Raw genomic sequence first — 20,572 nt, forward strand, 5'->3', positions numbered from 1 at the left:
GGAAACCCTTGAGTGAAAGGGGCGGCGGCGAGCCTCGCTCAGCCGCGCACCCGGAGGTCGACGTCGGCCGGAACGCTGCACAGGGCAGCGACGTCAACGACGGCCATAGTCCACCTCCTCATGGATCGACCCCACTGTAACAACCACGCCCCCAAAACCGCACGCCCTTTTCGCACGCCACGACGACGCCCCTGGCCGCCCCGAGCAAGGGCGCCACGTGACCGCCGGGTGAACCCGGCGCACCCATGTTCACAGCGCTCTCCAGCGGCGCGTGCTCAATCCGTCCGCGAGACCGACGCGCGCTCCGTGCCGACCCGGGCACGGCGAGCGTCGAGAGCGGCCAGGTGGACCGCCTCGCGTGTTCGCGCCGTTGTCCAGCGGCCGTGCCGCTCTGTCGTCCGTGAGACGGACGCGCTCGCCGTGTCGACCCGGGCACGGCGGGCGGCCGGGTGGACGGCCCCGTGTGCCTGCGGCGTCGTCCAGCGACAGTGCCCCTCTATCGTCCGCGAGACGGACGCGCGCTCCGTGCCGACCTGGGCACGGCGAGCGTCGAGGGCGGCCAGGTGGACCGGCCCCGCGTGTTCGCGGCGTCGTCCAGCGACAGGGCCGCTCTGCCGTTTCGCGAGACCGACGCGCGGGCCGTGCCGCTCCGGGGCGGGTGGCGGCGCCCTATTGGGGCGCCGCCGGGTGGTGTGGTGGTGGGTTCAGCCGTTGTCGAGTTCTTCCTCGATGGGTGAGCGGTGGGCCGGGCGTTCGTACTCGGCCAGGTCGGCGTGCCGGTGGTCGCGGCGCTGCTCGGCGCGTTCGGTGCCGGTGCGTTCGGGCGCCGGGTCGACGGGCACCGAGCGCTCCACCTGGTAGAGCGCGTCGTACTCGCCGAGCGGCAGCGCCCGGAGCGCCTTCAGCTCGACCTCGTCGGCGCCGTGGTCGCGCGCGTGCGCGACGATGCGCTCCTTGTCGGCGGGAAAGGCCAGGTCGCCGAGCACGTCCTTCAGCCGTCCGGGATCGGAGATCCGCATGTTCGCCCCCTGTGGTCTCGGTGATCAGCTCTGCCGGCGCCGCTTGGACGCGGGCTCGCCGTAGCCGGGCTTGGGGCGCGGCGAGGTGTCCTGCTGCTTGCCCCGGTGGATGTTCGCGAGCCGTTCGGCGTGATGGTGCGGGTCGTGCTCGGGCGCGGAGTGCGGCTGCTTGGACGCGCCGGTCGTCACGTTCTCCGCGCTGGGCGTCGAACCGGCCCTGCGGGCCTCGCGGGCCTTCTTGCGGCGCTGGTTCTCGTCGCCTTCCATCTTCTTGCCGCCCATGCAAATCCCCCCATTTGCCGTCGTAACGCTGCGTGACGGGTCCTACCCATGCGGGCCGTGGCCATTCGGACGACGTCCGGTTCCACCGTGAGAAGGAGTCGGTACCGGACGAACGGCGGTTATCGTGACAGCAGGAGCTGACCTGAGTGGGGGCGCGGTCATGGACGACGAACGCAACGACGCGGCACCGCCCGACTGGACGGACCTCGCCGCGCGCCTCGACCGCGCCACCGCGCGCGCCCTGCGCGACCTGTACACCGACCTGGCGCCCGCCGCCGAGCGCGCCGCCCGGGGCGCCGTCACGCTGACCGGCCCGGTGCGCGCCGCCGGGTGGGACGCCGCGCACGTCGCGGCCGGCCGCGCCCTGGACCGGCTGTCGGGCACGCCCGCCGGGCGCGCGATCGACCGCGCCGCCCGCGACGCCGCCGTCTCGCTGGCGTCGGCGGCGGCCGACCGCGCCGTCACCGAGGCGCGCAACGCCGCCCAGTCCAACGCGGTCACCGGCGCGGCGTTCGACGCGACGACGGCGGCGATGGCGCTGGCCGGGCAGGCCGCGCAGCATCCGGCGGCCAGCGCGCTGGCCGAGGAGATCGCCCGGTTGGCGGGCCGCAACCCGTTCACGCGCCGCGCCACCGAGACCGCCCGCGACGTCGCGGGCCGCGCCGTGACGGCCCCGGTCGTGCAGGCCGCGTCCCGCATCGTCGTCGACACCATCGTGGACGCCGTCGCCGACGTGGCCGTGGAGGTCGCGCTCGACGTCGGCCGCGACGTGGTCGTGCAGGTCGTCCAGGAGACCGCGCGCGAGGCGGCCCGGGAGCTGGCCGGGTCCGTGCGCTCCCGCGCCGAGGAGTACCCGGTGGCCGCTGCCGCCGCCGACCTGGCCGCCCGCGCGGCGGGCAGCGAACCGGCCCGCGCGGCGGGCGGGCTGCTGGCGGCGTTCGCGGGCAGCGCCGTGGCGCGCACCGCCACCGACCTGGCCGCCCGCACCGCGACCCGCGCCACCGTCATCGCGGTGGAGACCGTGATGGCCGAGGTGATGCGCGAGGCGCTGCGGCTGGCCATGAAGGAACGCCTGCGCGACCTGCTCCGCGACGTCGCCAAGGACGTCGTCGTCGACGTGATGCGCACGAGCTGGACGGCCGCCACCCGCCCGCAGCCGGTGACCGCGACGGCGACGGTCGTGCACGACGAGCCGGGCGCCCTGGCGCGCGCCGCGACGACGGTGGCGGGCGTCCCGGGCGACGCCTGGGCCGCCGCCACGACGGTGACGGTCCGCGCGACCGTCACGACGCTGCCCCGCCACGCCCCGGCCATCGCCGTGAGCGCGCTGCGCAACGCCGCCCGCTACCGCCCGTTCCCGCGCCGCGTCCCGCGCCCGGCGGCACCGTCCGCCGAGCCCGCCGCGATCCTGACCACCGACCCGATCGAGATCCGCCCGCCCCACGCGTCCTGACGGCCCTCGGGTGAGGCGGACACGCCCCGCACGCGTCCTGACGGCCCTCGTTCCGAAGCGGGGAAGGCGGATGCCCCGCACGTGCCGGACCGCCTTCGTCTCAGGCGTAGGTGAAGCCCGCACGCGTCGCGGCCTGCCCGTGCCTGGTCGGGCGGGCTCGATGAGAAGCGCATGAGAATGCGCCGGGGTGGCGTGGGCCGGGTGTCGGCGCTGGTTACGGTGGGTGGATGGACGGGGCGCGGATTCTGGTCGTGGACGACGAGCCCGCCGTGCGGGAGTCGCTGGTCGGGAGCCTGGAGTTCGAGGGCTACCGGGTGGAGGAGGCCGCCGACGGGCTGCTCGCGCTGGACCGGGTGGCCGACGGGCGGCCCGACCTGGTCGTGCTGGACGTCCTGATGCCCCGCATGGACGGCCTGACGGCGTGTCGTCGGCTGCGTGCGCGGGGCGAGACCGTGCCGGTGCTGATGCTGACCGCGCGGGACATGGTCGGCGACCGCGTCACCGGCCTGGACGCGGGCGCCGACGACTACCTGGTCAAGCCGTTCGAGCTGGACGAGCTGCTGGCGCGGGTGCGGGCGCTGCTGCGCCGGGGCGCGATGGCCGTCCCGGCCGGGGCCGACGGCGTGCTGGCCTTCGAGGACCTGCGGATGGACACCGCGACCCGCGAGGTCACCCGCGACGGGCGCCCGCTGGGCCTGACCCGCACCGAGTTCATGCTGCTGGAGCTGTTCCTGCTGCACCCGCGTCAGGTCCTCACCCGCGAGCAGATCCTGGAGACGGTGTGGGGGTTCGACTTCGAGCCCGCCTCCAACTCCCTGGACGTGTACGTCATGTATCTGCGCCGCAAGACCGAGGCGGGCGGCGCGTCCCGGCTCGTGCACACGGTGCGCGGCGTCGGTTACGTGCTGCGCGCGGGCGCATGAGGCGGCTGCCGCTGCGCGGGCGGCTGGCGCTGCTCATCGCGACGGCGGTGGCGGTGGCGGTGGCGTTGTGCGCGACGCTGAGCTGGTTCCTGGTCCGCGAACAGCTCTACCGCGAGCTGGACCGGCGGCTGGACGCGCTGAGCGGGCCGCCCGGCGGCCCGATGTTCGACCGGCGCGCCCGCGACTTCGCCGCGCAGCTCGCCGCCTGCGCCGACGGGCGGACCGACCCGGGCGCGGGGCTGCGCCCGCCCGCGCCCTACGACGTCGTCCAGCTCGTCACCCCGGACGGCCGCGCCTGCGCCGTCCCGAACGGCGGCACGCTGGAGATCACCGGCGCCGACCGGGCGGTCGCCGCCGGGACGTCGGCCGAGGCCCGCCACGACGGCTCGGGTACGACGGCCGACGGTGAGGCGGTGGACGTGCGGGTGATCACCCGTCCCATCCCGGTTCCGGAGGGGCGGGCGGGTGCCGTCTCCTACGCGCTGCGGCTGGACCAGGTGAATCGGCCGCTGAACGACCTGGCGCTGACCCTGGCGGCGGTCGCGGCGCTCGGCGTGCTGGTGTCGGCCGGGGCCGGGCTGATGATCGCGCGGGCGTCGCTGCGGCCGGTGGACGAGCTGACCGGCGTCGTCGAGCACATCGCCCGCACCGAGGACCTCGACACCCGCATCCCCGCGCAGGGCGCCGACGAGATCGCCCGGCTCAGCCGCGCGTTCAACACGATGACGGCCGCGCTGGCCGCCTCCCGCGAACGCCAGCAGCGCCTCATCACCGACGCCGGGCACGAGCTGCGCACGCCGCTGACGAGCCTGCGCACCAACATCGACCTGCTGCTGCGCTCGGAGGAGACCGGCCGCGCGCTGCCGTCCGGCACCCGGCACCGGCTGCTGGTCAGCGTGCAGGCGCAGATGCGCGAGCTGTCCAGCCTCGTCGGCGACCTGCTGGAGCTGGCCCGTCCCGACGAGGCCGCGCCCGCCGAGGAGGACGTCGCGCTGCACGACGTCGTCGGCCGTGCCGTGGACCGGGCGCGGCTGCGCGGCCCGGGGCTGACCGTGGACGCCGCGGCCGAGCCGTGGTTCGTGCGCGGCGAGCCGTCGTCGCTGGAGCGCGCGGTCGTCAACGTGCTGGACAACGCGGTGAAGTTCAGCCCGTCCGGCGGCACGGTCTCGGTCCGGTTGCGCGGCGGGGAGCTGACCGTCCGCGACGAGGGGCCGGGCATCCCGGGCGCCGAGCTGCCGCACGTCTTCGAGCGGTTCTGGCGGTCGCCGTCGGCCCGGAGCCTGCCCGGCTCGGGGCTCGGCCTGTCGATCGTGGCGCGCGTGGTCGCCGAGGCGGGCGGCACCGTCGTCCTCGAACCCGCCGAAGGCGGCGGGACGCTCGCGCGCCTCACCTTCCCCGGCACCCCGGGCTGAACTTTCTCATCCCGCCTTCATCGGCGCCTCAGCCCGCTCCCACACCCGGTGCGCAGCCTCGTCGGCATGAACCATGTGACCACCGAGCCGGGGGCTCCCGGCGGGGCCGCGCCGGACGCGCGCCGCACCCGCCTGGTCGAGATCGTCGTGCCCGTCCACAACGAGGAACGGGTGCTGGCCGCCAGTGTGCGGCGGCTGCACGCGTATCTGTCCGGGACGTTCCCGTATCCGTTCCGCATCACGATCGCCGACAACGCCAGCACCGACGCGACCTGGTGGGTCGCCGGGACGCTGGCCGCCGAGCTGCCCGGCGTCCGCGCGGTGCGGCTGGAGGCCAAGGGGCGCGGGCGCGCGCTGCGGCACGTGTGGAGCGGCAGTGACGCCGACGTCGTCGCCTACATGGACGTCGACCTGTCCACCGACCTGGACGCGTTCCTGCCGCTGGTGGCGCCGCTGATCTCCGGGCACAGCGACCTGGCGATCGGCAGCCGCCTGACGCGCGGCGCGGCCGTCGTGCGCGGCCCGCGCCGCGAGCTGATCTCGCGCTGCTACAACCTGCTGCTGCGCACGGCGCTGGCGGCGCGGTTCACCGACGCCCAGTGCGGGTTCAAGGCCGTGCGGACCGAGATCGCGCAGGTGCTGCTGCCCGAGGTCCGCGACGAGGAGTGGTTCTTCGACACCGAACTGCTGCTGCTGGCCGAGCGGTCGGGGCTGCGCATCCACGAGGTGCCGGTGGACTGGGTGGACGATCCCGACAGCCGCGTGGACGTCGTGCGCACCGCGCTGGACGACCTGCGCGGCATGGCGCGGGTCGCGCGGCAGGGCCTGCGCGGCGGCGCCGGATCCGGGGCGCCGGTGCGGGCGCGGCTGCCGCGCGGGATGGGGCGGCAGCTTCCGGCGTTCGCGGTGATCGGCGCGGTCAGCACGGCCGCGCAGCTCGTCCTGTTCGTGCTGCTGCGGACCGTGCTCGGGCCGCTGGCGGCCAACGCGGTGTCGCTGGTGGTCACGACGGTGTTCAACACCGCCGCGAACCGCCGCTTCACGTTCGGGGTGACCGGGTCGCGGGGGGCGTTGCGTCATCAGGTGGAGGGCGGGCTGGCGTTCCTGCTCGGCCTGGCGCTCAGCACCGGCGGCCTGGCGCTGCTGCACGTCCTGGCGCCGGGCGCGTCGCGCGCGGTGGAGGTCGCCGCGCTGGTGGCGGCGAACGGGCTGGCGACGCTGGTCCGGTTCCTGCTGATGCGGGCGTGGATCTTCCACCCCCGCCGGATCGGAGGCACGCGATGACCGCGACGACGACGGCGCCCGCGCCGGCCGCCGAGGAGCGCCGGACGCGGCGGTGGCGGGGCGAACCCGGCTGGTCGCGGCCCGCGCTGCTGGCGGTGCTGGCCGTGGCGGCGCTGCTGTACGGGTGGGGGCTGAGCGCGGCCGGGGACGCCAACGCGTACTACTCGGCGGCGGTGAAGTCGGGGACGCAGAGCTGGTCGGCGTTCTTCTTCGGGTCGCTGGACGCCGAGTCGTTCATCACCGTGGACAAGCCGCCGCTGGCGCTGTGGGTGATGGGGCTGTTCGCGCGCGTCCTCGGCTACGGGACGTGGGCGCTGCTGCTGCCGCAGGTGATCGCCGGGGTGGCGGCCGTGGCGGTGCTGCACGCGACGGTGCGGCGGGCGTCCGGGCCGGTCGCGGCGATCGTCGCGGCGGCGGTGCTGGCGCTGACGCCGATCACGGTGGCGATCAACCGGGACAACAACCCCGACACGCTGCTGGTGCTGCTGCTCGTCGGCGCCGCGTGGGCGGCGCAGCGGGCGGTCGAGCGGGGGCGGCTGCGTCCGCTGCTGCTGGCGGCGTTCCTGGTCGGGTGCGGGTTCAACACCAAGATGTTGCAGGCGTTCCTGGTCGTCCCGGCGCTGGCGCTGGTGTACCTGGTGGCGGCGCGTCCGTCGTTGCCGCGGCGTTTGCTGCACCTGCTGGCGGCCGGGGTGGTGCTGGCGGTGTCGAGCCTGTGGTGGATGGTCGTGGTGGACGCGATTCCGGCGTCGCGGCGTCCGTTCGTCGGCGGCAGCACCGACGGGACCGTCCGCGACCTGGTCCTCGGTTACAACGGGCTGGGGCGGATCTTCGGGCAGGGCGGCGGTCCCGGTGGGCGCGGGGGCGGCGGCGGGTTCGGCGGGGAGCCGGGCGCGCTGCGGATGTTCAACGACGTGCTCGGCGGTCAGATCTCCTGGCTGCTGCCGTTCGCGGTGATCATGCTGGTGGCGGGCCTGGCGCTGGCCGGGCGCCGTCCGCGCACGGACCTGCCGCGCGCCGCGCTGCTCCTGTGGGGCGGCTGGCTGGCCGTGCACGCCGTGGTGTTCTCGCTCGCGGAGGGAACGCTGCACCCGTACTACACGACGGCGATGGCCCCGGCGATCGCAGCGCTCACCGGCGCAGGCGTGGCACTGACCGGCGCAGGCGTGGCGCCGAGCACGGCAGGCGCAGCGCCGACCAGCGCAGGCGGAGCGCTGACCGGCGCGGGCGCCGTGCCGAGCAGGGCGGACGCCGTGCCGAGCAAGGCGGACGCGGCGCTAACCGGCGCGGGCGCGGTGCCGACCGGGGCGGGCGCGGTGCCGACCGGCGCGGACGCGGTGCCGACCGGCGCGGACGCGGCGCCGAGCAAGGCGGACGCCGTGCCGAGCAGGGCGGGCGCAGCGCTAACCGGGGCGAGCGCGGTGCCGACCGGGGCGAGCGCGGCGCCGAGCAAGGCGGACGCCGTGCCGAGCAGGGCGGGCGCAGCGCTAACCGGGGCGGGCGCGGTGCCGAGCAGGGCGGACGCGGCGGGCGCTGGGGCGGGCGCGGCGCCGAGCAAGGCGGGCGCGGTGACGCTCGCGCGGTGCGGCGGTGTGGGGCGGTTCGTTCTGGCGGTGGCCGTGGCGGTGACGGGCGCGTGGGCGTTCGCGCTGCTGGCGCGGACGCCGGACTGGGTGCCGTGGCTGCGGTGGGTCGTCGTCGCGGCGACGGTGGTGGCGGTTGTGGGGCTGCTGCTGCGCGGCCGGGTCCGGCGGCTGGGCGTCGTCGCGGCCGGGGCCGCGCTGGTGGCGGGCCTGCTCGGCCCGGCGGCCTACGCGCTCTCGGCGGCGTCGTCCCCGGTGAACGGGACGAACCCGACGGCGGGCCCGTCCTCGGGCGGCTTCGGCGCCCCCATGGGCCGAGGCTTCCCCGGCACCCGCCGAGGCGCCGCCCCGAACGGGCAGACCGGCGGAATGCCCGGCCCACCACCCGGCGGCGCGGCCCCCGACGCGAACGGCGGTTCCCCGGGCACGCCGCCGGGCGGTGCGGGCTCCGGGGGTGACGGCGGCTCCTCTGGTACGCCGCCGGGCGGTGCGGGCTCGGGCGACGACGGCGGTTCCTCGGGCACGCCGCCCGGTGGTGCGGGCTCCGGGCGTGACAGTGGGTCCTCTGGTACGCCGCCTGGCGGTACGGCCCCCGGCGGGACCGGCGGCTCCTCGGCGACGCCGCCCGGTGGTGACGGTGGGTCCTCGGGCGCTCCGCCCGGTGGTGCTGCCTCGGGTGGGAATGGTGGGGCTTCCGTGAACCCGCCCGGTGGTGGTGCGGGGTTGCCGCCTGGTTCCGCTTGGAGTGGGTCGCGGCCGGGGGGCGGGTCGTCCGGGTCGCAGGGGCGGGATGGGGTGTCGGATCGGCGTGGTGGCGGGCGCGTGATGGGTGGGCCGGGGGGTGGGCTCGACCGTGCGACGGTCGCCTATCTGCGGCAGAACCAGGGGGGTGCGCGCTGGCTGGTGGCGGTGCCGAGTGCGCAGGCGGCCTCGTCGTTGATCCTTCAGACGGGTGAGCCCGTGATCGCCATGGGTGGTTTCACCGGGAGCGACCCGGCGATGACGGTCGCCAAGCTCAAGGCGTACGCCGCGTCGGGGAAGCTGCGCTTCGTGCAGGTCGGCGGCGGTGGTGGTCCCGGCGGTGGGAACGCCGAGGTGACCGCGTGGGTGCGGGAGAACGGCACGGCCGTGCGGGTCGGCGGCTCGACCGTCACCGGCCTGTACCGGCTGGACGGTGCGTCGTGACGGCCTCGCGGCGCGGGGCCGGCCGCCCGCTCCGATCTGACGCCCGGGAAGTGAGGAATCGTGCCGGGCGGGAAGGAGCAGCACGGACCGAGCACCGGACCGAGGAGGTTTCCACCATGGCCGAGACGCTGGGCGACGGGGCGATCGCCGCGCGCCTGACCGAGCTGTCGGGCTGGGAGCGCAGCGGGGACGAGATCGTCCGCACGGTGACGGCGCCGTCGTTCCCGGAGGCGATCGCGGTCGTGGACGAGGTCGCCCAGCCCGCCGAGAAGGCCGATCACCACCCCGACATCGACATCCGGTGGCGCACCCTGCGCTTCGCTCTCACCACGCACAGCGCGGGCGGCCTGACCGCCAGGGACTTCGACCTGGCCGAGCAGATCGACCAGATCACGGTCCGCCGCAACGCGACCTGACCCAGTGAGAAGGGGCCGGACCGGCACGCCCGCGCGTGCCGGTCCGGCCTCTCGCACCCGGTCCGGCGCGTCCGCCGACGGACGAGAGCGCCGCCCACCGCCGAGCGGAAGGCCGGTCGGACCGGCTCACCCACATGCGCCGCTCCCGTCGCCTCCCGGAACGTGGGCGGGTCCGCCGGTGGCACGGGACGCGGCGGGAGGGCTCGTCCGCACGTGCCGGTCCGGTCTCCTCCGGACGTGGCGGGTCCGCCGCCCTCTCTGGCGGGAGGGCGCGCCCGCAGACGCCGGTCCCGTTGCCACCGGGACGTGGTTCACCGGGTCCGCCGCCCACACGGGACGCCTCCCGGCATCCGGCGCGCCGCCGCCCGCACGTGCCGGTCCGGTCTCGTCCGGGCGTGGGTGGGTTCGCCGGGCTGCACGGGACGCCTCCTGGCACCCGGCGGAAAGGGCGACCCGCACGTGCCGGTCCGGTCTCCCGGGACGTGGTGGGAAGGCCGCCCGCAGAGGTCGGGCGGGTGGCTTCGGGGGGGTTCAGCGGGTTCGGCGGTGGAACAGCCAGCTTCCCAGGGCCAGGGAGGCGGTGAAGATGCCGCCGCACCAGGTCAGGGCGATCCAGGGTGCCGAGCCTGCGGGGGCGCCGGTGAGCAGGGCGCGGACGGCCTCGATGACGGGGGTGCAGGGCTGGTGTTCGGCGAAGCCGCGCAGCCAGCCGGGCATCGTCTCGACGGGGACGAACGCGCTGCTGGGGTAGGGCAGGAACAGGACGGCGAAGGTGAAGCCGCCCGCCGCCTCGACCGAGCGGGCCAGCAGCCCGACGGCGGCCGACAGAGCCGACAGCGCGACGATGAACGCGATCAGCACGCCGAGCGCGGCGAGCCAGCCCAGCGCGCCGCCGTCGCCGCGGAACCCGATGAGCAGCGCGGCGCCGACGACCAGGACCACCGAGGCCAGGTTGCGGACGGCGCCCGCGGTGATGTGCCCGGCGAGCAGGGCGCGTCCGCCGACGTCCATGGAGCGGAACCGGTCGATGATCCCGGCGGTCATGTCGGAGGTGACGGCGGGCGCGGTCATCGAGGCGCCGTAGGCGGTGCACAGCACCAGGACGCCGGGCAGCGCGTACACGACGTAGGGGGTGTCGCCGGTCTGGATGGCGCCGCCGAACAGGTAGACGAACAGCAGCATGATCATGACGGGCAGCAGCAGCGCGGTGAACAGGGCGTCGACGGTGCGCAGGCTGAGGCGGGCGGCGCGGGCGGCCAGGACGGGGTAGGCGAGCACGTCAGACACGGGTGGCCTCCTGGGCGCGGCCGGTGAGGGCGAAGAAGACGTCGTCGAGGGTGGTGGGCCGGACGGTGAAGGCTCGGACGGCGGTGCGGTCGGGGTCGAGTTCGTCGAGCAGGGCGCGGATCTCGGCGGCGCCGCCGGTGGTGGTGACGCCGAGGGTGGCGTGCTCGGAGTCGATGTGGACGGCGCGGTCGCCGAGGGCGCGCAGGGCGTCGGCGAAGGCGGCGGGGCCGTCCAGGACCAGGTCCAGGCGTCCGGTGGACACGCGGGCCTTGAGCTGGTCGGCGGTGCCCTCGGCGGCGACGCGTCCGCCGTCCAGCAGGGCGATGCGGTCGGCGAGGCGGTCGGCCTCCTCCAGGTACTGGGTGGTGAGGAAGACGGTGACGCCGGCGCGGGTCAGGTCGGTGACCATGTCCCACATGGTGTGGCGGCTGCGGGGGTCCAGGCCGGTGGTGGGCTCGTCCAGGAACAGCAGGTCGGGCGGGGTGACGAGGCTGGCGGCGATGTCGAGGCGCCGTCGCATGCCGCCGGAGTAGGTGAGGACGCGGCGGCGCGCGGCTCCGGTGAGGTCGAAGCGTTCCAGCAGCTCGTCGGCGCGGCGCCGGGCGGCGGTGCGGCCCAGGCCGCGCAGGCGTCCCATCATCGCCAGGTTCTCGGTGCCGGTCTGGAGTTCGTCCAGGGCGGCGTACTGGCCGGTGAGGCTGATGCGGGCGCGCAGGGCGCGCCGTTCGGAGACGACGTCGTGGCCGAGGACGCGGGCGGTGCCCGCGTCGGGCCGGGTGAGGGTGGACAGGACGCGGACCAGGGTCGTCTTGCCTGAGCCGTTGGGCCCGAGCAGCGCGAACACGCCGCCCGCCGGGACGGTGAGCGTGATGTCGCCGAGCACGCGCACCGCGCCGAAGGACTTGCCGAGGGCGGCCGTCTCGATCGCCGGTGTGTGGGTCACGGGGTCCTCCAGGAACCAGTACTGCGTATCGCATACGCTGAATTACTGCGTAGGGTATACACAGCAGGGTGGGTGCCGTCAACGGCGGGACGGGCCGTTACCGTGTAGGTCCTACGCAGCCAGGGGGTCGGTGATGGGTGAGGGCACGGAGCTGCCGCGCAGCGTCGAGCTGGCGTGGGGGCTGCGCCCGGCGCCGGGCAAGGGCCCGGCGCGCACGCTGGCGCTGGGCGACATCGTGGCGGCGGGCCTGCGGGTGGGGGAGTCCGACGGGCTGGCGGCGGTGTCGATGGGGCGCGTCGCCCGGGAGGTCGGCGTCTCCACGATGGCCCTCTACCGGTACGTGGAGTCCAAGAACGAGCTGCTCGCGTTGATGGCCGACGCGGCGGTCGGTCCCCCGCCCGCCGATCTGCCCGATCCGGGGACGGACTGGCGCGCGGGTCTGGAGGCGTGGACGCGGGCGCTGCGGGCGTCGGCGGCGTCGATGGCGTGGCTGCTGCGCGTCCCGATCGGCGGGCCGCCGATCATGCCGAACGCGGTGGCGTGGATGGAGACCGGCATGCGGGCGATGCGCGGCATGGGGGTGGACGCGGCGACCCGGCTGGGCGTGCTGGTGCTGGTCAACGGGTTCGTCCGCACCCAGGTGTCGCTGGAGAGCGACCTGGCGGACGCGGCGGCGGCCGTCGCGGCGCAGGGCGGCGTGGCCGCGCCCGACGGCGGTCTGGGCGCGCTGCTGACGCGGCTGGACGCGGCCGCCTATCCGGAGCTGGCGTCGGTCATCGCCTCCGGCGTCCTGCAACAGGAGGGCTTCAGCGCCGACACCGACGCCGACTTCGAGTTCGGGCTGGGCGTCCTGATGGACGGCCTGGAGGCGCTGGTCGCGCGGGGCCGCTGATCAGTGGGCGGAGAAGCCGCCGTCCACGAAGACCGCCTGCCCGGTGATCGCGGCGGCGGCGGACGAGGCCAGGAAGACGGCGGTCCCGGCGAAGTCCTCGGCCAGGCCGTTGCGGCCGGTGAGGGTCCGGGCGGCCAGCGCGGCGGCGGTGGCGGGGTCGCCGGCGAGGCGGGCGTTGAGCGGGGTGAGCACGACGCCGGGCACGATGACGTTGCAGGTGACGCCGTGCGGCGACCACGCCTCGGCCTGCGAGCGGGCCAGCGCGGTCAGCCCGGCCTTGGCGACGCCGTAGGCGCCGCTGTCGGCGTAGGCGCGGAACGCCTGCTGGGAGGACAGGTGCAGGATGCGGCCGTGGCCGCGCCGCGCCATGCCGGGGCCGAACCGCATGCTGAGCAGGTGCGGGGCGTCCAGGTTGACGGCCATCGTGGTGTCCCAGACGTGCTCGTCCAGGTCGTTCAGGGGCGGGCGCAGGTTGACGGCGGCGTTGTTGACCAGGATGTCGGGTTCGCCGAACACGGCGGCGGCCTCGTCGCCCGCGCGCCGCACCTGGTCGCGGGAGGCCAGGTCGGCGGTGATCCAGGCCGCTTCGTGCCCTTGGGCGCGCAGCGCGGCGGCGGTCTCCTCCAGTGCCGCCGCGCCGCGTGCGACGAGCACGACCCGCGCTCCGGCCCGCGCGAGCGCGGTCGCGATGGCCTTCCCGATCCCCGAGCTGCCGCCGGTGACGATCGCGACCCGTCCGCGCAGGCCGAACATCTCCTCGAGGTAGTCGTTCATGGCGGCACTCTAGGACTCGCCGGCACCGTCCTCCTCGTCGCCGCGGCGCCGGTCGCGCCAGATGATGACGCCGATGACGCCGACGACGATGAACGTCGGGACGAAGAACGGTACGGCGCTGACGATGGGGTGCGTGGCCAGCACGCCGTCCAGGGGCGTCACGTGGCGGCCATCTCGCGGGGCGTCTCGGCGGCGCGGTGCGGGTATTCGCGCGAGACGCGGGCGACGCCCCAGCCGAGCGCGATCAGCAGTGCCAGGGTGCACAGCAGGACGACGGCCGAGGCGGCCAGCCACAGCCAGCCGGGCACGTCGGACTTCAGCTCGCGTTGCAGGATCGACTTCTCGCTCTGCACGTCGCGGGTGAACTCGGGGTCGGCGGGGACGGCCTCGGCGCCGATCGCCGGGTCGGCGGGCAGGTAGATCGGGACGCCGGCCAGGGTGCGGCCGTCGTGGATGCGGATGAGGGTCTTCCAGCTTCCGTGCAGCGGCATCGGCGCGCTGGTGCGGTAGACGCCGGGCGCCTCGCGGATCAGCGGTTCGACGTGCAGGCCGAGGCCCTGCCAGCCGGTGACGGCGATCCAGGCGGGGTCGTCGACGGCGTCGCGGGGGGACAGCTCGACGCGGGCGTGGGCGGTGCGGTCGTCCTCGCCGCCGCGCACGTCGGTGAGGGTGACGGTGGCGCGCTGCCCCTCGGGCACGTGGATGATCAGGCCGTTGGCGACGGCGACGCCGACGGCCACGATCGCCAGGGCGAACAGCGGCCGCGCGACCTGCGGCCGGGGCAGGCGTCCCTCCAGTCCCTCGGCGAGCATCGCGCCGCACACGCCCCCGGCGACACCGGCGACGGTGGCCAGCAGCACGCCCTCGACGACGATGTCGCCGGTCCAGGGCATCGCGAACGCGACCTGCGTCCAGGCGAACTCGGCGGCGAACCCGGCGGTGCCGATGAGCAGGCCGGACACGGCGCCGAACAGCAGCGGGCGGCGGATCAGGACCAGGGCCGCCAGCTCGACCAGCAGCGCCTCGGCGATGTACAGCGGCACCGACGCCCACAGTTCGCCGATGACGGGACCGACCAGCACCGACACCCCGCCGCGGACCAGCATGTAGAACGCGACGGCGAACAGCGCGGCGCCGCGTCCGCCCCACAGCCGCACGGCGACCAGGGCGCAGCCGGCGGCCAGGGCGATGAGCAGCGGCTGGTGCACGAGCCGGAACTGGGCGACGCCGAAGTCGTACTCGGCCTGGAAGACCGACAGGCCGATGAGCAGGCCGCCGCCGAGCATGCCGCGGCGGACCCAGCGCGTCACGGCGGACCCGCGCGCGTCGGCGGGGCCGGTGAAGGAGCGGCGTCCCTCGCGTTCCAGGATCATCATCGCGACCAGGGAGAGCCCGGCGCCGCCGATGAGCATGAGGTGGGTGGGGCCCCACAGGGTGACGTCCTGGCCGAAGATGCGGTGCCAGACGTCGTCGAGGGGGAAGCCGAGCAGCGCGTAGAACCCGGCTCCGGCCAGCAGGACGCCGCCGGCGGGCGCGTACCAGTCGCGGGTGATGCGCACGGCGGCGCGGCCGGGCCGTTCGCCCTTGGGCAGGACGACCGACAGGACCCCGGCGGTGAAGATGCCGAACAGCCCGAACAGGATCGGGTAGTGGGCGATGTTGGCCAGCGGGCCTTCGTCGCGGCCATGGGAGATGTGCAGGGAGATGTCCCAGTACATGCCGAGCAGCGCGGTGAGCAGGGACAGCATCGCGACGACGGAAGGGAGCGCGGCCCAGCCGGGCAGGCCGCGCCCGGGTCCGCGTTCGGACAGGTCGGCCAGGCGCTGCAGGAGCGTGATGCGGCCGGTGCGGTGGCCCCAGCCGAGGACGAGCAGGACGGCCGTCAGCGCGGCGGCCCCGCCGGTGGCGATGACGATCTGGTCCAGCGCGGCGCCGCCCGCGGGCTTGGCGGGTTCCTGGGCGAGGAGGGGCAGCAGGTCCCCTCCGGTTCTTGACACTCGATCCAACACGGATGCTCCCCTTGCCCTGAGAACGGGGTACAAACCACCCCGCGCCGGAGAGTGTCACCCATCAATGTGTCATTGTCTAGTGTCACGGTCTTGTGCGGGATCTGTCGGGAACAGGAGACTGTCACGGTGCACATACTCAGGAAGCTCGCGATTTCGGCACTGACCGGGGTCTTCCTCTCCCTCACGGCCTGCGGCGAACCGGCCGACGAGACCGGCCCGGCCACCACGCCGACGACCCCCTCGGCTCCCGTCACCGAGCCCGCAGGTAAGCAACACGTTACGAACGTCACAGTGAATGTATCCGCGGGGAAAGCCTCGGTCCAGCCCGGGACGCGCGTCCGCGCCGAGCGCGGCACCACCGTGAAGATCACCGTCACCAGCGACGCCGCCGACGAGTTCCACCTGCACGGCTATGACGAGAGCGCGCGGCTGGAGCCGGGCCGCCCGGCCGTCGTGCAGATCCGCGCCGACCGCGCCGGGGTGTTCGAGGCCGAACTGCACGGCGCGCACCTGCGGCTGTTCGAGCTCCAGGTCGGCTGAGCGGTGGACGTCCTGGCGCACGGCCTGGGCGGGCGCACCGACCTGCCGCTAGACGCGGTCGCCGCCATCGTCGGCGGCGGCGCGGCGGTCGCGGTGTCGTTCCTGGTGCTGACGGTCGCGTGGAAACGGCCGCGCATCGACCCCGGCGGCGGGCGTCCGCTGCCCGCCGGGCCCGCCCGCGTCCTGGACGGCCCGGCGCTCACCTGGGCGGGCCGCGTCCTGGCGCTGGCGGCGACGGCGCTGGTGGTCGCGGTGGCGTTCGCGGGGCCGCCGACCGAGCAGCGCAACCTGGCGCCGTGGGCGCTGTACGTGACGTTCTGGGTGGGTCTGGTGCCCGCGAGCGTGCTGCTGGGGCCGGTGTGGCGGCGCGTCAATCCCGTCCGCACCCTGCACGCGGGCGTGTGCGCGGTGACCCGCACGCCGGTGACCGGGCGCCGTCCGCTGCCGTCCGGCGTGGGGTACTGGCCGGCGGCGGCGTGGCTGACGGCGTTCGTGTGGCTGGAGCTGGTCGCGCCGGGCCGCGCCGACCCGCGCCTGGTCGGCGCGCTGATCGTCGGCTACCTGGCCGTGAACACCGCGCTGGCCTGGTGGTTCGGCCGCGACTGGTGCACGCGCGGGGACGGGTTCGAGGCGTATTCCTCGCTGCTGGCGCGGATGAGCCCGCTGGGGCGGCGCGCGGACGGGCGCCCGGTGCTGCGCACGCCGCTGACCGGCCTCATGGACGGCGTCGCCGTGCCGGGGCTGGCCGCGACCGCGTGCGTGCTGATCGGCTCGACCGGGTTCGACGGCATCACCCGCACGACGTTCTGGCGCGACAACGTCGCGGCGGGGAACGTGGCGGCGGGGACGCTGGGCCTGGGGGCCGCGATCGGGGCCGTGGCCGTCCTGTACTTCGGCGCGCTGCGCGCCAGCGCGGCGCTGACCGGCCAGGACCCGGCCGAGCTGCCGGGCCGGTACGCCGCCACGCTGCTGCCGATCGCGCTGGGCTACACGCTGGCGCACTACTTCTCGTTCTTCCTGCTGGAGGGGCAGACGACGTTCATCCTGGCCAGCGACCCGTTCGGCGCGGGCTGGAACCTGCTGGGCTCGACCGGCAACCGCGTTGACAGCGACCTGGCGGGGCCGACGCTGACGGCGCAGGTGCAGGTGAACGGCATCGTCATCGGCCACATCCTGGCGACGCTGGCCGCGCACGACCTGGCGCTGCGCACGACCCCGCCGGGCCGGGCGCTGCGCGGGCAGCTCCCGGTGGCGGTGGTGATGGTGGCGCTGACGTGCGCGGGACTGTTCGCGCTGCTCAGCGGCTGACCGGACGCGGCGCGTCGTCGGCCAGGCGGCTCAGGGCCCGCATGGCGTCGTGCTCAATGCGGGACAGGTCGTGCAGGACGGTGCCCGCCCGCCGGAGGCACGCGGCGTCGCCGCTCTCACCCGCGCGGGTGATCAGCGCGGCGACCTCGGTCCACAGCGGCGCGGCCTCGGCGTACAGGTCGTGGCCGGCGCGCAGGTGACGGCTGTCCACGACCGTCAAAGATTCGGCGAGGAAGTCGCGGTAGAGGACGCGGAACAGGGCGCCGCCGGTGCCGCCCTCCTCCATCAGCCGGGCGGCCTGGGGGAGGTCGCGTCCCGGGTCGTCGGTCCGCTCGAGCCAGCCGGGCACGAGCGTGGCGGCCTTCTGGACGCCACGGTGGCCGAGGTTGGCGATGGGCGGGTGCAGGAACGCGTCGGCGCAGGCGGTGATCGCGGGGATGATCCGGTCGTGCGGGGCGGGCGCGTCCGGGGTGGCGGTGAGGGTGAAGGAGCGGTGCCGGGCGGTCATCGGGCCGCGCGCGGCGCGGGCGTCGGCCAGGCCGGTCCGGGTGGTCGTCACCGCGCCGCCCTGCGCGGCGGTGTCGACCAGGTGGGCGACCTCGTCGTCGTAGCCGTACAGGGCGACGACATGCCCGCCGAAGTGGGCCTTGGAGCTGAAGTAGTCCAGGTGGGCGCTGTCGAGCTGGAGTCCGACGGGCCGGCCGTCGCCGAGGGCGGCGGCGACGTTGTCCCAGCCCTTGCGGGGGGAGGTCGTCTCCTGGACGCGCAGGTCCAGGCCGAGGCGGGCGGCGAGGTTCCGGGTGAGGTCGAACGGTTTGACGCGTCCGCCGAGGAAGGGGAAGTCCAGGTTCTTGGCGTCCCAGTAGATGAAGGACAGGCCGGAGCCGAGGCCGAAGATCATCGGTTCGGACAGGTCCAGGTCCTGGTGGCGGAGCAGCACGCCGAGCGTGGTCGTCTCGCAGTGCTGCCCGCCGCGGGCGTCGATCTTCACCATGGCGCTCAATGCCGTGCGCTCCTCGTCCGGGCAGGCCGGTGGATCACCGGTTCGTCTCCAGGGTGAACTCTCCCACGGTGGGAGAGTCCACGGGGCGCGTTATTCGGTGGAGGACGGTGTGCGGTCGTCGTCCCCGGTCTCTTCGGCGCGGCGCTGCTTGTTCTTGCGGCGTTCGACCTCGCGGACGGCGACGCCCACGGCGATGAGGATCGGCATCCAGTACTGGGTCGTGCGCAGGACCGCGCTGAGCCAGTCCCACAGGACGAGGTCGGGTAGCCGCGGCCACGGGATGCCGGGCAGATCGGGCCACGGAATATCCGGCATGTCCGGGAGGTCGGGCAGGTCGATGCGGGGCAGCAGGGCCCGGACGAGCACGCTCAGCCCCAGCAGCCCGATGAGGATCTTGCCGGTGGCCAGGGCGACGTGCCGGGAGGCGTACAGGGCGGGATGCTCCCGGGCGAATCGGGCGCGGCGTGCGGCACGGGTACCGTCCGGCGGGGCGAACGCGATCTCGCCGTCGCCGTCGCCGTCGCCGCCGTCGCCCTCGCCGCCGTCGTTGTCGCCGTCGTTGTCGCCGTCGTTGTCGTTGGCGTCGGCACGGGTGCCGCCACCACCGCCGCCACCACCGCCGCCACCACCGCCACCGCCACCACCGCCACCGCCACTGCCGTCGTCGTAGCCGTGGCTATCGTCGGCGCCGCTGTCGCCGTTGCGGGCTTGCCCGTCGGCGTCGACGTTCGCACCGCCACCAGCACCGGTGTCGGTGGCGGTGGCGTTGGTGTCGGTTCGCTCGTCGTGGTTGGTGTCGGGTTCGTCGGGGTTGTTGGTCTTCTTGTTGGGGGTGGGGCGTAGGACGACGGAGGTGGGGAGGCCGTCGAGGTAGCCGAGGGCGTCGTAGCGCACCAGGATTTCGTGGCGTTCGTCCCAGGGCAGGGTCGCGCGCGTGGTGGCGGTGGTCCGCGTGGCGTCGTGGTCGTCCGCGCGCAGGTGGACGGTGCGGCGGGCGCCGGTGCGCGCGGAGTCGACCTCCAGCCGTTGCCCGTCGTGTTCGAGTGTCCAGCGTCCCTGGGACGCTCCCGTCCTGATGCCCCGGATCATGGGTTCAGCCTGGTCGGCGGGCGCGGGGTGCGGCAGCGGCCGATGGGTCAGGGCGGGTAGCCGAAAGTCGATGCCGGGATGCACGGTTCGTCCCGGCGCGCGGCATGATCGGGATCATGAGTCTTTCGATCGAGGCCGCGCAGCGCGAGTTCTCCGCCCGGGTCGTCTACCTCAACACCGCGACGTTCGGGCTGCCGCCGCGTGCCGCGCACGCCGCCGTGCTGGCCGCCGAACGCGACCGTGCGGAGGGGCTGCTGGAGCCGGTGGGGGTGGACGCGGCGGTCGCGTCGGCGCGGGCGTCGTTCGGGCGCCTGGCGGGGGTGCCGGTGGAGCGAGTGGCGGTGGCCTCGCACGTGTCGTACTTCGTGGGGCTGGTGGCGGCGTCGCTGCCGCCGGGGACGAGTGTGCTGAGCGCCGAGGGCGAGTTCGGGTCGCTGCTGTTCCCGTTCTCGGCCCGTCCCGATCTGCGGGTGCGCACGGTGCCGCTGGCGCGGATCGCCGAGGCGGTCGAGCCGGGGGACGTGGTGGCGGTGTCGGCGGTGCAGTCGGCCGATGGTGCGGTGGCTCCGCTGGAGGCGCTGGCGTCGGCGTGCCGGACGCACGGCGCCCGGCTGCTGCTGGACGCGACGCAGGCGCTGGGCTGGCTGCCGCTGGACGCCGCGGGCGCCGACTGGCTGGTGTGCGGGGGCTACAAGTGGCTGCTGGGCCCGCGCGGGACGGCGTTCCTGACGGGTTCGGCCGAGGCGCTGGCGGCGCTGCCGCCGGTGGGGGCGAGCTGGTACGGCACCCAGAGCCCGTGGCGGGACCTGTACGGGGAGCCGTACCGGCCGGCGGGGGACGCGCGGCGGCTGGACCTGTCCCCGGTGTGGCCGGCGTGGGTGGGGCACGCTCCGGCGCTGGAGCTGCTGGAACGCGTGGGCGTGGAGGCGCTGCACGGGCACGGGGTGGGGCTGGCGAACCGGTTCCGGGCGGGTCTGGGGCTGGCGGCGGGGGCGTCGGCGATCGTGTCGCTGGAGGTGCCCGAGGGCACGGGGGCGGCGCTGCGGGAGCGGGGGGTGGTGGCGGCGCTGCGGGCGGGGCGGCTGCGGTGCGCGTTCCACGTGTCGACGACGGAGCGGGACGTGGACGACGCGCTGACCGTCCTGGCGGACCTGGGCGTGCGCGGCTAGT

Annotated in this window: 19 protein-coding genes; 10 read left to right on the forward strand and 9 right to left on the reverse strand. The window is 75.3% G+C overall.

What is annotated here, in order from left to right:
* Positions 1-704: 704 nt before the first annotated feature.
* Together C229_RS0117230 and C229_RS0117235 are read right to left on the reverse strand one after the other, a co-directional pair.
* The gene (locus C229_RS0117230; protein WP_018656333.1) at positions 705-1,019 is read right to left on the reverse strand and encodes a DUF2795 domain-containing protein; all 315 of its coding nucleotides are present in this window, start codon (positions 1,017-1,019) and stop codon (positions 705-707) included.
* Between the two features lie 24 nt (positions 1,020-1,043).
* Positions 1,044-1,301, reverse strand: coding sequence for a hypothetical protein (locus C229_RS0117235; protein ID WP_018656334.1), 258 nt, complete (start codon positions 1,299-1,301; stop codon positions 1,044-1,046).
* 160 nt (positions 1,302-1,461) lie between these two features.
* Between C229_RS0117235 and C229_RS0117240 the strand changes: the two genes are divergently transcribed.
* From C229_RS0117240 to C229_RS0117265, 6 genes are all read left to right on the forward strand, one after another.
* Positions 1,462-2,754: a hypothetical protein gene (locus C229_RS0117240; protein WP_018656335.1), complete on the forward strand. Its 1,293-nt coding sequence runs from the start codon at positions 1,462-1,464 to the stop codon at positions 2,752-2,754.
* Between the two features lie 227 nt (positions 2,755-2,981).
* Entirely contained in the window at positions 2,982-3,677 is a 696-nt protein-coding gene (locus C229_RS0117245; RefSeq protein WP_018656336.1) for a response regulator transcription factor, read from the forward strand.
* Entirely contained in the window at positions 3,674-5,089 is a 1,416-nt protein-coding gene (locus tag C229_RS0117250) for a HAMP domain-containing sensor histidine kinase (RefSeq protein WP_018656337.1), read from the forward strand. The genes C229_RS0117245 and C229_RS0117250 overlap by 4 nt, the downstream gene beginning before the upstream one ends.
* Before the next feature lie 66 nt (positions 5,090-5,155).
* Positions 5,156-6,373, forward strand: a complete 1,218-nt coding sequence (locus tag C229_RS0117255; protein ID WP_033424514.1) for a bifunctional glycosyltransferase family 2/GtrA family protein — start codon at positions 5,156-5,158, stop codon at positions 6,371-6,373.
* On the forward strand, positions 6,370-9,141 hold the full coding sequence (locus C229_RS33695; RefSeq protein ID WP_018656339.1) for a glycosyltransferase family 39 protein: 2,772 nt from the start codon (positions 6,370-6,372) through the stop codon (positions 9,139-9,141). Before C229_RS0117255 ends, C229_RS33695 begins: the two co-directional genes overlap by 4 nt.
* A 116-nt stretch (positions 9,142-9,257) precedes the next feature.
* The gene (locus C229_RS0117265) at positions 9,258-9,557 is read left to right on the forward strand and encodes a 4a-hydroxytetrahydrobiopterin dehydratase (RefSeq protein ID WP_018656340.1); all 300 of its coding nucleotides are present in this window, start codon (positions 9,258-9,260) and stop codon (positions 9,555-9,557) included.
* A gap of 531 nt (positions 9,558-10,088) precedes the next feature.
* On the opposite strand, the gene C229_RS0117270 is transcribed toward C229_RS0117265, so the two are convergent.
* Positions 10,089-10,844 carry an ABC transporter permease gene (locus C229_RS0117270; protein WP_018656341.1) on the reverse strand — a complete coding sequence of 252 codons (756 nt, stop codon included), beginning with the start codon at positions 10,842-10,844 and terminating at the stop codon, positions 10,089-10,091.
* A complete protein-coding gene (locus C229_RS0117275) occupies positions 10,837-11,787 on the reverse strand; it encodes a daunorubicin resistance protein DrrA family ABC transporter ATP-binding protein (RefSeq protein ID WP_018656342.1) in 951 nt (316 codons plus the stop codon). The genes C229_RS0117270 and C229_RS0117275 overlap by 8 nt, the downstream gene beginning before the upstream one ends.
* A 133-nt stretch (positions 11,788-11,920) precedes the next feature.
* Here C229_RS0117275 and C229_RS0117280 point away from each other — a divergent pair, with 133 nt between their 5' ends.
* Entirely contained in the window at positions 11,921-12,679 is a 759-nt protein-coding gene (locus C229_RS0117280; RefSeq protein WP_018656343.1) for a TetR/AcrR family transcriptional regulator, read from the forward strand.
* Here C229_RS0117280 and C229_RS0117285 read toward each other — a convergent pair whose 3' ends face one another.
* The 3 genes from C229_RS0117285 to C229_RS0117295 are packed head-to-tail and all read right to left on the reverse strand — an operon-like array spanning position 12,680 to position 15,450.
* Entirely contained in the window at positions 12,680-13,453 is a 774-nt protein-coding gene (locus C229_RS0117285; protein WP_018656344.1) for an SDR family NAD(P)-dependent oxidoreductase, read from the reverse strand. It lies immediately after the preceding gene.
* A 9-nt stretch (positions 13,454-13,462) separates the two neighbouring features.
* On the reverse strand, positions 13,463-13,615 hold the full coding sequence (locus tag C229_RS34330) for a hypothetical protein (RefSeq protein WP_018656345.1): 153 nt from the start codon (positions 13,613-13,615) through the stop codon (positions 13,463-13,465).
* Positions 13,612-15,450, reverse strand: a complete 1,839-nt coding sequence (locus C229_RS0117295) for a hypothetical protein (protein ID WP_018656346.1) — start codon at positions 15,448-15,450, stop codon at positions 13,612-13,614. Before C229_RS0117295 ends, C229_RS34330 begins: the two co-directional genes overlap by 4 nt.
* Before the next feature lie 303 nt (positions 15,451-15,753).
* On the opposite strand from C229_RS0117295, the gene C229_RS30980 reads away from it, so the two are divergent.
* Both C229_RS30980 and C229_RS0117305 read left to right on the forward strand, forming a co-directional pair.
* Positions 15,754-16,002 (forward strand): cupredoxin domain-containing protein, encoded by a 249-nt coding sequence (locus C229_RS30980; protein ID WP_051109003.1) that lies wholly within the window; start codon positions 15,754-15,756, stop codon positions 16,000-16,002.
* A 3-nt stretch (positions 16,003-16,005) separates the two neighbouring features.
* A complete protein-coding gene (locus tag C229_RS0117305; protein WP_018656348.1) occupies positions 16,006-17,310 on the forward strand; it encodes a hypothetical protein in 1,305 nt (434 codons plus the stop codon).
* Here the strand turns inward: C229_RS0117305 and C229_RS0117310 are convergent.
* Both C229_RS0117310 and C229_RS0117315 read right to left on the reverse strand, forming a co-directional pair.
* Positions 17,300-18,304 (reverse strand): BtrH N-terminal domain-containing protein, encoded by a 1,005-nt coding sequence (locus C229_RS0117310; RefSeq protein WP_018656349.1) that lies wholly within the window; start codon positions 18,302-18,304, stop codon positions 17,300-17,302. The genes C229_RS0117305 and C229_RS0117310 overlap by 11 nt on opposite strands.
* A 99-nt stretch (positions 18,305-18,403) precedes the next feature.
* On the reverse strand, positions 18,404-19,402 hold the full coding sequence (locus C229_RS0117315; RefSeq protein WP_026313884.1) for a hypothetical protein: 999 nt from the start codon (positions 19,400-19,402) through the stop codon (positions 18,404-18,406).
* A 116-nt stretch (positions 19,403-19,518) separates the two neighbouring features.
* Here C229_RS0117315 and C229_RS0117320 point away from each other — a divergent pair, with 116 nt between their 5' ends.
* Positions 19,519-20,571 (forward strand): aminotransferase class V-fold PLP-dependent enzyme, encoded by a 1,053-nt coding sequence (locus C229_RS0117320; RefSeq protein ID WP_240487317.1) that lies wholly within the window; start codon positions 19,519-19,521, stop codon positions 20,569-20,571.
* Position 20,572 lies beyond the last annotated feature (1 nt).

The organism is Actinomadura flavalba DSM 45200 (genome assembly GCF_000374305.1).
In the GTDB taxonomy this organism is placed as follows: domain Bacteria; phylum Actinomycetota; class Actinomycetes; order Streptosporangiales; family Streptosporangiaceae; genus Spirillospora; species Spirillospora flavalba.

Coding starts and splice junctions, on each gene's coding strand:
- C229_RS0117285 (WP_018656344.1), bottom strand. CDS start 13,453: ATGAACGACTACCTCGAGGAGATGTTCGGCCTGCGCGGACGGGTCGCG.
- C229_RS0117265 (WP_018656340.1), top strand. CDS start 9,258: ATGGCCGAGACGCTGGGCGACGGGGCGATCGCCGCGCGCCTGACCGAG.
- C229_RS0117310 (WP_018656349.1), bottom strand. CDS start 18,304: ATGGTGAAGATCGACGCCCGCGGCGGGCAGCACTGCGAGACGACCACG.
- C229_RS0117255 (WP_033424514.1), top strand. CDS start 5,156: ATGAACCATGTGACCACCGAGCCGGGGGCTCCCGGCGGGGCCGCGCCG.
- C229_RS0117235 (WP_018656334.1), bottom strand. CDS start 1,301: ATGGGCGGCAAGAAGATGGAAGGCGACGAGAACCAGCGCCGCAAGAAG.
- C229_RS0117230 (WP_018656333.1), bottom strand. CDS start 1,019: ATGCGGATCTCCGATCCCGGACGGCTGAAGGACGTGCTCGGCGACCTG.
- C229_RS0117280 (WP_018656343.1), top strand. CDS start 11,921: ATGGGTGAGGGCACGGAGCTGCCGCGCAGCGTCGAGCTGGCGTGGGGG.
- C229_RS0117320 (WP_240487317.1), top strand. CDS start 19,519: ATGAGTCTTTCGATCGAGGCCGCGCAGCGCGAGTTCTCCGCCCGGGTC.
- C229_RS0117250 (WP_018656337.1), top strand. CDS start 3,674: ATGAGGCGGCTGCCGCTGCGCGGGCGGCTGGCGCTGCTCATCGCGACG.
- C229_RS0117240 (WP_018656335.1), top strand. CDS start 1,462: ATGGACGACGAACGCAACGACGCGGCACCGCCCGACTGGACGGACCTC.
- C229_RS33695 (WP_018656339.1), top strand. CDS start 6,370: ATGACCGCGACGACGACGGCGCCCGCGCCGGCCGCCGAGGAGCGCCGG.
- C229_RS0117315 (WP_026313884.1), bottom strand. CDS start 19,402: ATGATCCGGGGCATCAGGACGGGAGCGTCCCAGGGACGCTGGACACTC.
- C229_RS0117245 (WP_018656336.1), top strand. CDS start 2,982: ATGGACGGGGCGCGGATTCTGGTCGTGGACGACGAGCCCGCCGTGCGG.